Source organism: Haloarchaeobius baliensis, assembly GCF_052060055.1.
Lineage (GTDB): Archaea > Halobacteriota > Halobacteria > Halobacteriales > Natrialbaceae > Haloarchaeobius > Haloarchaeobius baliensis.
Genome location: NZ_JBPPFR010000001.1, coordinates 167,926 through 179,575 on the forward strand (window position 1 = coordinate 167,926; position 11,650 = coordinate 179,575).

The 11,650-nt window shown below is 60.7% G+C and carries 11 protein-coding genes; 5 read left to right on the forward strand and 6 right to left on the reverse strand.

The features are described from left to right. Positions 1 to 145 precede the first annotated feature (145 nt). Positions 146 to 757 (reverse strand): rod-determining factor RdfA, encoded by a 612-nt coding sequence (rdfA, locus tag ACSG06_RS00810; protein WP_440988360.1) that lies wholly within the window; start codon positions 755 to 757, stop codon positions 146 to 148. Positions 758 to 1,539: 782 nt separating this feature from the next. Between rdfA and ACSG06_RS00815 the strand changes: the two genes are divergently transcribed. After that, on the forward strand, positions 1,540 to 2,529 hold the full coding sequence (locus ACSG06_RS00815) for an HNH endonuclease (protein WP_440988361.1): 990 nt from the start codon (positions 1,540 to 1,542) through the stop codon (positions 2,527 to 2,529). A 58-nt stretch (positions 2,530 to 2,587) separates the two neighbouring features. Continuing rightward, a complete protein-coding gene (locus tag ACSG06_RS00820; protein ID WP_440988362.1) occupies positions 2,588 to 3,784 on the forward strand; it encodes a hypothetical protein in 1,197 nt (398 codons plus the stop codon). A gap of 35 nt (positions 3,785 to 3,819) precedes the next feature. Here the strand turns inward: ACSG06_RS00820 and ACSG06_RS00825 are convergent, their stop codons facing one another. Next, complete coding sequence (locus tag ACSG06_RS00825) at positions 3,820 to 4,278, reverse strand: hypothetical protein (protein ID WP_440988363.1); 459 nt, start codon at positions 4,276 to 4,278, stop codon at positions 3,820 to 3,822. A 272-nt stretch (positions 4,279 to 4,550) separates the two neighbouring features. On the opposite strand from ACSG06_RS00825, the gene ACSG06_RS00830 reads away from it, so the two are divergent. Beyond that, positions 4,551 to 5,306, forward strand: a complete 756-nt coding sequence (locus ACSG06_RS00830; RefSeq protein WP_440988364.1) for a glucose 1-dehydrogenase — start codon at positions 4,551 to 4,553, stop codon at positions 5,304 to 5,306. 200 nt (positions 5,307 to 5,506) lie between these two features. Here ACSG06_RS00830 and ACSG06_RS00835 read toward each other — a convergent pair whose 3' ends face one another. The 4 genes from ACSG06_RS00835 to ACSG06_RS00850 all read right to left on the reverse strand — a co-directional run bounded on the left by ACSG06_RS00835 (position 5,507) and on the right by ACSG06_RS00850 (position 8,763). Continuing rightward, positions 5,507 to 5,998: a DUF7995 family protein gene (locus ACSG06_RS00835; RefSeq protein ID WP_440988365.1), complete on the reverse strand. Its 492-nt coding sequence runs from the start codon at positions 5,996 to 5,998 to the stop codon at positions 5,507 to 5,509. Positions 5,999 to 6,108: 110 nt separating this feature from the next. Beyond that, on the reverse strand, positions 6,109 to 6,456 hold the full coding sequence (locus tag ACSG06_RS00840; RefSeq protein WP_440988366.1) for an SWIM zinc finger family protein: 348 nt from the start codon (positions 6,454 to 6,456) through the stop codon (positions 6,109 to 6,111). 339 nt (positions 6,457 to 6,795) lie between these two features. Further along, positions 6,796 to 7,719: a transcription initiation factor IIB gene (locus ACSG06_RS00845; protein WP_440988367.1), complete on the reverse strand. Its 924-nt coding sequence runs from the start codon at positions 7,717 to 7,719 to the stop codon at positions 6,796 to 6,798. A gap of 81 nt (positions 7,720 to 7,800) precedes the next feature. Then, positions 7,801 to 8,763 carry a M78 family metallopeptidase domain-containing protein gene (locus ACSG06_RS00850; RefSeq protein ID WP_440988368.1) on the reverse strand — a complete coding sequence of 321 codons (963 nt, stop codon included), beginning with the start codon at positions 8,761 to 8,763 and terminating at the stop codon, positions 7,801 to 7,803. A gap of 670 nt (positions 8,764 to 9,433) precedes the next feature. On the opposite strand from ACSG06_RS00850, the gene ACSG06_RS00855 reads away from it, so the two are divergent. Both ACSG06_RS00855 and ACSG06_RS00860 read left to right on the forward strand, forming a co-directional pair. Next, positions 9,434 to 10,600, forward strand: coding sequence for a hypothetical protein (locus ACSG06_RS00855; protein WP_256401027.1), 1,167 nt, complete (start codon positions 9,434 to 9,436; stop codon positions 10,598 to 10,600). 42 nt (positions 10,601 to 10,642) lie between these two features. Beyond that, a complete protein-coding gene (locus ACSG06_RS00860; RefSeq protein WP_440988369.1) occupies positions 10,643 to 11,113 on the forward strand; it encodes a hypothetical protein in 471 nt (156 codons plus the stop codon). Positions 11,114 to 11,650 lie beyond the last annotated feature (537 nt).

Here is an 11,650-nt window from a genome sequence, read left to right on the forward strand (position 1 = left end):
GCAGGGTTCGCACCTAAAGCCTTCCTACCGACATGTCGACCAGCGTCGAGACCCGATGCCCATCCGATTCCACACTCTCACACCAGTCAGGTGTCCGCTCGCGACGTCCCGACCGGCAGGCCGGCGTGGGTTCGGCGAGCCCCGTTCAGTCCTCGTCCGCGCACCGACAGCCGCCGCGCTCGATGAACGTCGTCACATCGTCGCTCCGACCGCAGTCCTCACAGAGCACCTGGACGTCGTTCAGGACGCTGAACTCCCCGACGTCCACGAGCTCGTTGGCTGCGAGCGACTCCACGGTGCGTTCCGCGACCGCGGTCGTCCGCCCGCGGAGCCGCTGGACGGTCTCGATCGCGTTCTCCACCCGCTCCTCGGCAGATGTCTCGGGTTGTTCCAGCTCGCGATGGTCCTTCAGGTACCGATAGACCGTCTGGTGAGAGACGAAGTCCCCGGTGACTGCGTCCACGTCGACGCCGTGTTGCTCCAGTCGTGACCGCACCAGCGTCGAGTCCCCATCCTCGTCGGTCAACCCGTGGTACAGCTCGTCGACACTCCCCGTGAGCGTGAACGCATCACTCCCGTCCACTGCCGCCGCCAGCACCCGCCTGTTGAAGAACGCCGCCAGCTCGCGGGTGCTTGCCTGGTCACCATCGACCCCGAGCCAGCGCGCCGCCAGTTCGTCCGCGAGACCGTCCAGCCCGTACTTCTCGACGACGCGGTCGACCTTGTTCGACGGCGACCCCGAACCCTCACCAGTCATATGTGTACATCTTCCCGCCCCGAGTTATACCTGTCCACTCCGCCGCTCGACCGCTCCAACCCGGCGAACACAGAAAGATACAGTTCCTGTCTACTTTGGGCTCCAACCAAATTTCTTATCTTTCACCTCCGGCCGAGGTCGAATCGTGTTGATTGACACCTCTCCAACCTCTCACCCGGTAGATACGGGACACTTCCAGCTGCTTCGGGCGGCTCCTGGCCGCCACCGTCGAACCGGCTCGAAGTACGTGGTTTTGGGCCGCTCGCTGTACTCGCGCTACCTCTCCCGTCACCGGCCGCGGTCAGCAAGCACCCCGCGATCGACGGAAACACAGCACGTCGACAGATGCCCCGCCCGCGGGATCGTGTTCCGACGCAGATCGAACGGTGAGGTGTGGCGGTTTCGGATGGTCTATGCCAGCGGACGGCCGCCTCGACGGCTGTATAGACGAGATGGGTTCCGAGTTCGTGGACCGAGAGGCGACACAGCGGCTGCTGATGAAGCCAGGGCTGGTCCGCCGAATAACCAATATACTATATTATCTCAAAGACTGAAACGTTTGCCGTCTGTCGGGTTTGGTCGGCCGTCTACAACTCGGTCTACAGAACCGATGTACAACCCGAAGCTGGACGAGACCCGGATCGAGCTGCGGGCGTATTCTCGGCTTCGACCTCGCACGCTGTCCGTCCGTCAGCATCGTCGACATCGAGTGAGCCGCCCCTGCGTCTGCGAGTGTCCCAGTCGGGCAGAAGGATAATCCGACGCCCGCGTGACCACCCCGTATGCAGGACACGCGCGTCCGCTCCATCGTCCCCATGTTCGGCGGGGCGACCCGGTACGTCGAGACGCTCGACGCCATCCTCGAATTCGTCGACGCCCATACTCCGTCGACCGACGAGCTGGTCGGCTGGCATCGCGGCCAGTTCGCGAACGTGGCGAGCGCTGATTCGATCATGCGCCGTCTCCGGTACCTCCGCAGGGTCGGCTTCCTCGCCGAGGGGCCGGAGGGCTGGAGCCTCGGGCCGAACGGCGAGGCCTACACCGAAGCGCACGACACCGAGACGCTGCTGCGCATCATGTGCGACCGCAACGTCGGCCTCCGCAGCCTCCTCTACGCGCTCGCCGTCGCCCCAATGACCATCCACGAGATCGGCGAGCAGCAGCTCGACACCCACCCCGAACTCGGCTGGGCCCCCGGCGAGACCGACATGCCGAAACAGCGCGCGAACTGGCTCCGCAGCATGGGCCTCGTCGAGAAACGTGGCGAGGAGTACGCGCTCACCGACGACGGTCGGGAGTTCGTCGAGGGTGCCGTCACGGATTGGGCGGGCGCCGACTGGACCGTGGAGGCCGATGAGAGCGATGCGATGACAGCCGGCACGTACGAGACCACTGTCCAGACCCGCTCAGTGGACCCCGAGTTCCGCGCGACCGCGCTGTTCCGGTACGAGCGGACGTGTCCCGTCTCCGGTGTGGACCATCCCGGTCTGCTCGATGTGGCGCACGTCCTCCCCTGGAGCGAGTACCCCGACCACCGTGCCGACCTCTCGAACGTGCTCGTGCTCGATAAGACCCACCACGCCGCCTTCGACCGGAACCTGTTCACACTCGACGAGGAGTACCGGCTCGTCGTCCAGCCCGACTTCGAGACCGAGAGCGAGCTGCTGGAACGGACGATTCTGAACCGCGACGGCGAGCGCGTCGGCGTGCCCGACGGCGCCGTGGATTCGGCGTATCTGCGCTCGCACAACGACGACCTGGCGTGGGTGTGAGCAGGCTGAGGCAGTCTTTTTGGTTCGAGAGGTCGTATCTACTCCTCTGCACTATCCGATGACCGATCCCGTCACCTGTCCCGCCGACGGCTGTTCCTACACCGATCGGCTCGATGCCGTCGTGGACCACGTCGAGACGACCGGCGACGAAAGCCACGACTGGGGAGTGCTGCCGTACGACGACGCCGACGAGTTCAGAGTCGCCCAGCACGTCGAACAGGGAGAACGACTGGCGTCTGCAGGCGTCGAACGAGCGGACAGCGGCCAGTACGAACTGGCTGTCGAACAGCTGGAGGCCGCGCTGGAGCAGTTCCAGCACGCGAGAGCGATTCCATCGTCCGACTCCCGCTCGCTACAGGAGCGCTGTCGCACGGTGCTCGAGACCATCGAACGGGTAGAGGACGAGCGGGCGGCACAGGAACTCGACGACCTGCTGAACGCCGTCGAGAGCCACATCGAGTCCGGGGACGACGACAGGCTGCGTGGCGCGTTCGACTCGGCCGCCGACGAGTACGAGCAGGCAGTCACAGAACTCGAACGCGTCGAGCAGCGTGCGCCAGACGAGCGAGAGGGGGTACACCGTCGTGTAGCCGAACTTCGCGACCGGCTCGAGGGACGACTGGCGAGTCTCGACCCATCGAGCGATCACCGTGAACTGGTGCAGCTGTACGACGAGGCGCTGCAACACCGCGACGCGGGTGACGAGGCGTTCAGGGACTCTGATATCGAGAGGGCCGTCGAAGAGTACCGTACGGCACGTACGGGGTTCGACCAGGTCCTCGAGGCCCTCGACGAATTCACGTTCGACTCTGCGTCGTCGAGCCCGTCCGTCTGTGATATCTGTCGCGAGAAGTTCGACACCGCACTGGAGACTATCGATCTCGACGACAGAACTGAACGGACTGTCTGTCCTTCGTGTACCCTGTTCGCTGCAGACGGGCTCCTTCCGATGCCGCGGACAGTCGCGACCGAACAGCGGTACCTCGCGGAGAACATCGAGAGTCTCGAATCCGGTGACTACGGTCTCACGTGGGCGACGAAACAACGGGCTACGCCCGACGACGACGCGGAACAGACCGGGTCCTTCCCCGACGAACAGCAGTTGCTCGTTCAACTGGTCGGTGTCTACCAGCAAGCCGACGGACTCCCGACCCCTGCGGACCTCGACGAGAAGACCGACTTCGGCTACCTAGCCTACCGTGAGCAGTTCGGGGGTATCGAAGATGCACTTCGCGAAGCCGGGTTCGACGTCTGAGCCCTGTCGTCTGTGCGTGACCCGCGAGAACGTTACTACGAACCCCCCCGCTCAGCGACCGAGAGATAGAGCGCGTAGTTATCGGTCTGCTCCCCAGTGTCTCGGTCTTCCGTCCGTTGGAGATTGATCTCGACCCGCCTGCTGTAGTCCTCCATCTCGACGATCCAGCTGAACAATCCAGCGACAGTCTCGATGAACGAGGGATCGCCCGTGAGTCGAATCGTCGAAATATCCGTGGGGTATGTGCTCCCAGAGAAATCACTCGGCTTCTCGATCACCGATCGCTTGAGCTCTGCTGACGTCGGTCGGTCGAGTTCCTCTAACCACTCCATCGCGTCTGCCTTCTTTACGGCCCCAGAGGATGTCGTGGGGAGTGTCTCTAACTCCGTGTGGGCTGTGGCACTCGTGTTCGTCCCACCATCCGTTACTTCTGCCTTGTCGGCCGAGGAACCGCACTCCGTACACCTGTCTGCACCACGGTCGGGGCTGAGCATCGACCCACATTCACTACAGAACGTCATGTCCAGTAGTCGAAGGTGTCTACTGACAAATATCTAATTGCTATACTCGTCCGTCTGTGACTGGATTCAGACATTCTGGCGGCTATTGCAGGCTGCTTTACGCGCTCGCCGTCGGCCCGATGACGATCCACGATATCGGTCGACCAGCAGTTCCACGATGCCGGCGTCGATGAGCGACGATACACCTATTGCGAGCGGGTGTCAAATGTTACCACGCCGCGCCCAGCTGCGTGGCGATTGATACCATGAAGGGAATACAGGACGGAGTCGCGGTCGTCACTGGTGGCGGCTCGGGTATCGGTCGACAGACATCGCTTCGGTTCGCCGAGGCGGGAGCGAACGTCGTCGTCGCCGATGTCGACGAGGACGGCGGCCACGAGACGGTCGAGATGATCGAAGGTGACGGCGGCGAAGCGACGTTCGTCAGGACAGACGTCACCGACTCCGACGACGTAGACGCGATGGTACAGACGGCACTCGACGAGTACGGCGGGCTGGATTTCGCACACAACAACGCTGGCATCGCGGACGAGGGGACCCGTCTCGCCGACTACGACGAAGCGGCGTGGGACCGGATGATCGACGTGAACCTGAAGGGTGTCTGGCGGTGTCTGCGAGCAGAGATACCTGAGATGATCGAGCGCGGTGGTGGCGCCATCGTCAACACCTCCTCGGTCGCTGGCGTGAGCGCGAACGGGAGTGCACACTACGCCGCCAGCAAACACGGCGTCATCGGACTGACCCGACGGGCCACGGTCGACTACGCCGAAGACGGCATCCGATTCAACGCCGTCTGTCCGGGCGTCATCGACACGCCGATGGTCCAACAGGCCGGTGAGGACAACGCCGAGGAGATGGAACGCATCACCGCGGCCATCCCTGCCGGACGTCTCGGCGACCCCCGGGAGATAGCCAACGCCGTCGTCTGGCTCTGTTCCGAGGAGGCGTCGTACCTCATGGGACAACCGATAATCATCGACGGCGGACTGCTGGCGCAGTAGCAGCGAGCACCAGCACGATTTTCGGTCGGTACTCGCTTCTCGTTACGGATTCGTACGGAGTGTGCCCCTCAGCTGAAATAGGTCGTGGCTGCGCGCGCAGCGAAGCGAGCACGGAGCGGAGGGTGGGGAGGTGGTTGGTGGGTGGTGGACACAAGTGAATAGAGTAACCGCACGAAATCGAATTAGAGGGGGACTTCCCGTCAGTAGTGGACGTCCGCAGGGACGATCCACAGCGAGTCGGCCGAGCTCAGAATTCGGTCAAGATGTGACCGGTTCCTGATCCCGTTTCTGTGGCTGTCGTAGAGGAACAGCGAGGGCCCACGGAACGACCCGATGTTGTTGCAGGCGTGTCGAACGAGCGCCTTGTCGTGCATCATCTCCGCGACGGTCATCTCTTCGAGGGCTTCATCGACTTTCTCGAGGTTACGTTCGAACTCCGCGACGGTCGCATCCCAGCCGCGCTTGAGCAAGCGTGCGCCCTCGTGGGAGTCGACTGGAGCCGCAACCGGGCGCTCACCCCACCGGGACTTCCCGGCGACGGCTGCGTCTTCGTCGTCGAAGGTGACGTAGTAATCGAACACGGGCCGTTCATCCAGCCGTGCGCCGACCAACCGGTCGAACGTCACCGTCGCCTGTTCCAGAGCTTCTTCTTCGGACTCTGCGTCGACGAGCGTGTAGATGATCTGGTGCATGGAATCACACTCGCCAGCGCGTCGACGGGAACTCGGTATCGCGGTGCCCCATCTCGCACGCTGGCACCCCGTTGCCAGCGCGATAAACTGGCTCTGCGCCGAGCCGTCAGTCAGGGAGTGTGCGACGACCGGTCGACCGGGTCAAACGTCGACTCCCCGTCACGGTAGCAGGGCCAGCACGGCACACCGTCGGGAAGCGCTTCGCAATCACAGCCCGGGTCGTCGTCGGTCTCTACGTCCCAACTATCGCCGACTCTGCTCCCGCCGTCCGTCACGACACTGACGTCGACAGCTGCATCGAGGACAGGACTACGAATCGCGACGGCGACGCGGTGTTTGCACGCGCCGTCGAATCGCTCGTCGGCAGGGCAGCTACACGATGCAGGCAGTCCGTCGACGACCCGCACGAGGTACCGGTGCTCGCTCGGGTCGGCGTGGCTGCAGTTGGTCACGAGCACGCCGTCGGGGACGAGTGTGAACTCGAAGGCTTCGTACTCGGCGCGTCGACGGACGCGTTTGGTGAACTTGAGTCTCCGCAGTGGATGTGTTTCGTTGGTAGGAATCAGTTCTCACCTCACCCCTCAGGTGAGCATAAACGAGGGTCGGCAGTCATCGTGAGTGAAGTAACCGGACCCCCTATGACTGGCTGGTGAGCCATCACAACCGATCCGTCTGGCGTGAGTGTCCCGACTGTGGGGAGAAGCAGAAAGTTTCGCAGGGTGGCTGGGCAACCTGTCGTGACTGCGGCACGAGCTTCCACGTATAGCCATCTTCGTCGTTGCTGAGTGTTTGGGCGATTAGAGAACGAACTCAACAAGGGTGTCACGATGGTTCCGCACTGTCGCGGTCGACGTCCCTGCAGCCTCGGCGACCTCGCGCTGCGTCAGCCACTTCGACCGCAGGCCGGCTCTGTACAGACAGGTCGCAGCGAAGCCTGAGGGCTGGACGCCGTTGGTCACACCCGCACGCTCGGCTTCACGAGCGAGTTCGAGCGCACGCTGCTGGAGGCCATCGGGGACCCCCAGTTCGGAGGCAAGTCGGGGAACGAACTCGCTGGGCGTCATCGGCTGCGCTGGGAGTCCGAGCTCAACGTTGAGGGATTTGTACGAATTCTGTACTCGCTCTTGTTCGACACGAGCGACGCTGGCGATCTCGTCGAGCGTCCGGGGCAGGCCGTTACATCGCGCCGAGGCGTAGACACAGGCCGCTGCCATCCCCTCGATGGACCGACCGTGCAGCAGGCCCTCGGACTGCGCCGTCCGGAACAGCGAGCACGCCTGGTCACGGATTGAATCACCGAGCCCGAGAGCGCCAGTGATGCGTCGAATCTCGGTGAAGCCGTACATAAGATTCCGGTCGGCTTTGCTCTCGTACCGCCCTCGGGAGTGCTCGCGACGGAGGCGGTGGAGCTGTCGTCGCTTTCGGTTGGTGAGTCCATTCCCATTACCGTCGCTCCCGTACCCGATCGTCGTCGAGAGGCCTCGGTCGTGTCGTGCCGCCGTCAGTGGTGCTCCCGCCCGTCTCCGCGTGTCCTCGTCGAACGAGCGCCAGTCCGGCCCGCGGTCGAGTCGTTGCTCGGTGACGACGAGCCCGCAGTCCTCGCAGGCACGTTCGGCCGAATCCATGGTGAGTCGGCCATCGCACTCAGGACAAGAGTTCGTGTGTTGGTCGAGTGGGACGTCTTCGTCGAAGGTTCGTGGATAGCTGTTGCTAACTGGCATTTCAGTAGTCCTCCGGAGCGTCGCCGGCTCGACGACACCCCTCACCCCCCAGGGGTCGACAAACTGGCAGGCGGTCTGCACTCAGTCTCGCTCGACTGCGTCGATTATCGCCTGGGCCGTCGTCACGACTCGATTCAACCGTTCTTGGATAGCCTCGGCAGGCTCACCGTCCCACGCGGCGACGTAGAGCGCACTCCGAGACGCATCGAGTCCGAAGTACTGAGAGACGACGTAGGCCGTACTCTCGGCTTCGACCTCTCGCTTCTCGCGTTCGTCCGCGGTGGCGACATCGAAGTGGAGTAGGGCGTGTGCGTACTCGTGCGCGAGGACACTCGCCACCTGGGCCGCGTTGTCGTCGTCCCGAACCTCGATGAATAGCGAATGATCGTCCGCGCCCCGCTCGGTGCAGACACCTGCTGCAGCTCCGTGAGTCCATTCTTCGGGTTCGACGATGTTCACACGAACGCCGAGTTCGGGAGCAGCACCGAGGAGGGCGTCCAGGAGTTCGTCTCCGTCCCCACACGCTGCCGTATCGAGTTCGGGGAGTGGCTCGCCCTCGGTCTGGGAGACGTCGAACACGGGCACAGGCTTGAATCCGACCAGTCCTTTGTCCCACTCCTCGGGTGACGTCTCGTCGTATTCACAGTCGCTACTGGAGTGGTAGGACTGCGAGTTCCCGCAGTCCGGGCACCGTTTCGCGATGATGGGTGCCCAGATCCAGATCGCAGACTCGCCCTCCGTGACGTGTCTGTCGAACTCGTTCTGCCAGGTGTTGTAGCCTGCGACCTTCGTCGCCTCGGGGTACTGGTGTTTGATCAGGAGCGTGTTCCGGTAGGAGTAGTCGTGGAACCGCGACTGAACGTCCAACCACTCCTGGAGTTCTTCGCTGGCTCTCGCTTCGTTCGAGAGTTCGGCGAACTGCTCGACCCACGCTTCGAGCGAATCATGCATCTCGTCGCGACGCGTGTCGGAGTCGTCGAACTGGACCCTCGTCCCGGATCGGTCAGTGTCTGTGCTATCGGTCTGCGTTCTCTGGAACGACATCGAAGTTCTCCGAGGAATTTTCGAATCTCCCTCACCCGACAGGGGAGTGATAAATCAGCTTTCTCAGGGATGCCAGAATATCAGCCCACTACCTTGGTCGTGTGCTGCCGCTGTGCGTCGCTGACGCCTCCAGTATATAACCTACACGCAGGGTTTGTAGGTTAACGTGGGCTCAACCCACCCAACACGCGATGATTCGTTCGCTGAAAGGTCCAACGAGCATCAGAACAAATTAGGTCGGAAGCTGCCACGGCCGTTCGAGGTCGACGGAATCGGTGCCAGCTGGAAGCTCTGAAGCTGGTCGTTCCAGGCGACCCATGATTCCGTCGGCTCGGAAGATTCGAATCTGTTCGTTGCCCGTTGATTGCTGCGCTAATCTCGGTTCGCTTGGTGTGATTAGTTGCGTCCAGATCGGCCGGTATTGGATTTGCTTACCCAGCGAGATACCCAGGAGTATCAAAAGAACGCAAAGAGAGAACTATAATAACAATTCTAGCATTGTTGCTTGAAAATATTTGTTTTCGTTAGGGGCGTACATTAATACACATTTACTGTTTATGTGTTGCCTCTCCAATGCTCTCGTATAATTATTACACTCTATAAAATTGTTGATTTCTAGAATAAAAGTATAAATTATATGCTACGACAAATTTCTGAGTGTACTCAAATTATGACAGAGTACAAGCCAGAAGATGGCGAAGCACAGACCGAAGGAGCAGGTATCGAAACCAATCGACGTGACATTCTGAAAGCCACCAGTGGGACGGTCACTGGAATAGGACTCGTCGCAGGGTCCGGCACTGCTGTCGGCTCGATTCGAGATTCACGGAAGACTGAAATCGTGACTATTCGACAGCGGGACCGGGCAATCGAGACGAAGCGAGTGAGCGAAGACTGGTATCACCAGCTCCAGACCGCCCGTCGTGAGAAGCAACGGATGAGTGAGCTCCTCAAAGACACCAAGGGAAGTTCAATCACGGCGATCGTGCCTGACGGCGATGAGGTCGATGGTCGCTGGAAACCTGTCGTAATGGGGATCGCAGAGGGTCCCAGAGACGATGCCCAGATTGCTGCTGAACGCCACGGTGTCGGTGTTCAGGCTGTCGATCAGATTCCGATCGAGTTCAAAGACTGCTGGCAGCAGGAGTACCAAACGGTACCCGGTGGGGTTGCGCTGAACAGACAGGATATGGTACCGGCAGATTCCTATTACACCGCCACTTGCCGGGTCTATAACAACAGCGACGAGCCCCGGATGTTGACCTGTCGCCATGGCGTTGCACTACCTTGCGACGAGTCGGATCAGGAAGGTACAACCGTAGAGCAATGGGGAGATGACTTCGGGACGGTCGCCGATGCAGACCCGAACCTGGATGCGATGACCATCGAAGTCGGTCAGAACAGTGACCGAGATGGGATATCTAATACGATCGAGGGTCACATCGACGATTATCCAGTTGGGGCATACTATACCCGTGATTCGATCGCCGACGCAGTCAACTCGAGCCCCTGGTCTCAATATGGGTGTTCGACGTGTGACACCAACCCAGAGATTTACGCCCCCGAGGTCGACTTCACGCTTCAATGCCAGGCGCCAGACGGGTCGACTTCCTCGATTCAGATGCAGGACCAAGTCCTACGGGAACAGGTCGCGCAGGGAGGTGACTCGGGTGGTCCCTGGGTTGGAATTTACCCGATTAACATCCCACACACGGTCGTGGCTGGGATGGTGAATGGGAGCACGGTTGTCAATAACACACCAGTGGACTTCGGCACTGCAGCATTCGCAATCCAACGCGATCTTGATGTTAGCTTCGGGCCGTTCAGAGCCCGCTGATTCAGGCATAAAATATTCAGTACTTCGCCACTATTCCTATGTATGGAGCGAAGAACAGTGTTATCGAATTTGGCGGTATTAACTGGTTTAGGTAGTGTTTCTACCGTTTTTCCAGAATCGAATATGGACAACGAGTCAATTAGTGATAATAGTATGAAACAAGAAGGTTTTGTTCGAATCACCGTGTCGAATTCGTTGGGAAGCGACGCACAGACATCACTGACGCTCCGGTCTGGGGATGATGAGTTCCTCTCCGCAGACTTCACCAGCACTCCTGACGAGCCCCAGGACCTCGGAATTCCAGCGCCGACTAATCGAGAGTTTCAACTTCACGTCTCTATCGACGCGACACTCGACGGGCCAGACGAAGTGACGCTCGGACGTGAAACGGTACAGGCCAGCGGTTCGTCATTATCGACCGAAGATAGTCATCGGTTCACCCACAGAGAAACCACAGAGTTGGACGTCTCAATTGGTGATGAACCGCTACTCGACATCGAACAGGTCGACTGAGAAACACCGATACGATAGTAGCGGCCACGTCCAATCACGTTCGCTCTGTTGACCTGACCTCAGAGTTAGTACCCCAGTTCTCTTGGGCGTAGAGGACGCGCCGATTGGTTTAGATCTACGTTCTGGGGGATACAGTAGTGTTTAATCCGCCTCCATCGCACTATGGTGTGTCGTATACTCGTCTAATGCGTTGGCGATACCCTCCAAGCGAGTTCGGGGGAACAGATTCTACACCCGCTGCCCAGTTCTTGATAGACCCGCACACTTACTCACAATCCACCTCAGGAAGATACAATCTGACTTCAAATGAGAAAGGTCGTGGCTGCGCGCACAGCGAGTGAGACGAACGGAGGCACGGAGTGAGTCTCGCGAGCGAGCACGGAGCGGTGGGTGGGGAGGAGGGGACGCGGTGCCAGGGCGACGAAGACCGTCCCAACCGGTTCGATGATGACCCGTCCCCTGACCAGCGAAGCAATGGCAAAAAAAGAGAGCCGTTGGTGGCCAACTGACCCTTCTCGAGCTCAGTCTCTGAGCACG

Coding starts and splice junctions, on each gene's coding strand:
- rdfA (WP_440988360.1), bottom strand. CDS start 757: ATGACTGGTGAGGGTTCGGGGTCGCCGTCGAACAAGGTCGACCGCGTC.
- ACSG06_RS00815 (WP_440988361.1), top strand. CDS start 1,540: ATGCAGGACACGCGCGTCCGCTCCATCGTCCCCATGTTCGGCGGGGCG.
- ACSG06_RS00820 (WP_440988362.1), top strand. CDS start 2,588: ATGACCGATCCCGTCACCTGTCCCGCCGACGGCTGTTCCTACACCGAT.
- ACSG06_RS00825 (WP_440988363.1), bottom strand. CDS start 4,278: ATGCTCAGCCCCGACCGTGGTGCAGACAGGTGTACGGAGTGCGGTTCC.
- ACSG06_RS00830 (WP_440988364.1), top strand. CDS start 4,551: ATGAAGGGAATACAGGACGGAGTCGCGGTCGTCACTGGTGGCGGCTCG.
- ACSG06_RS00835 (WP_440988365.1), bottom strand. CDS start 5,998: ATGCACCAGATCATCTACACGCTCGTCGACGCAGAGTCCGAAGAAGAA.
- ACSG06_RS00845 (WP_440988367.1), bottom strand. CDS start 7,719: ATGCCAGTTAGCAACAGCTATCCACGAACCTTCGACGAAGACGTCCCA.
- ACSG06_RS00850 (WP_440988368.1), bottom strand. CDS start 8,763: ATGTCGTTCCAGAGAACGCAGACCGATAGCACAGACACTGACCGATCC.
- ACSG06_RS00855 (WP_256401027.1), top strand. CDS start 9,434: ATGACAGAGTACAAGCCAGAAGATGGCGAAGCACAGACCGAAGGAGCA.
- ACSG06_RS00860 (WP_440988369.1), top strand. CDS start 10,643: ATGGAGCGAAGAACAGTGTTATCGAATTTGGCGGTATTAACTGGTTTA.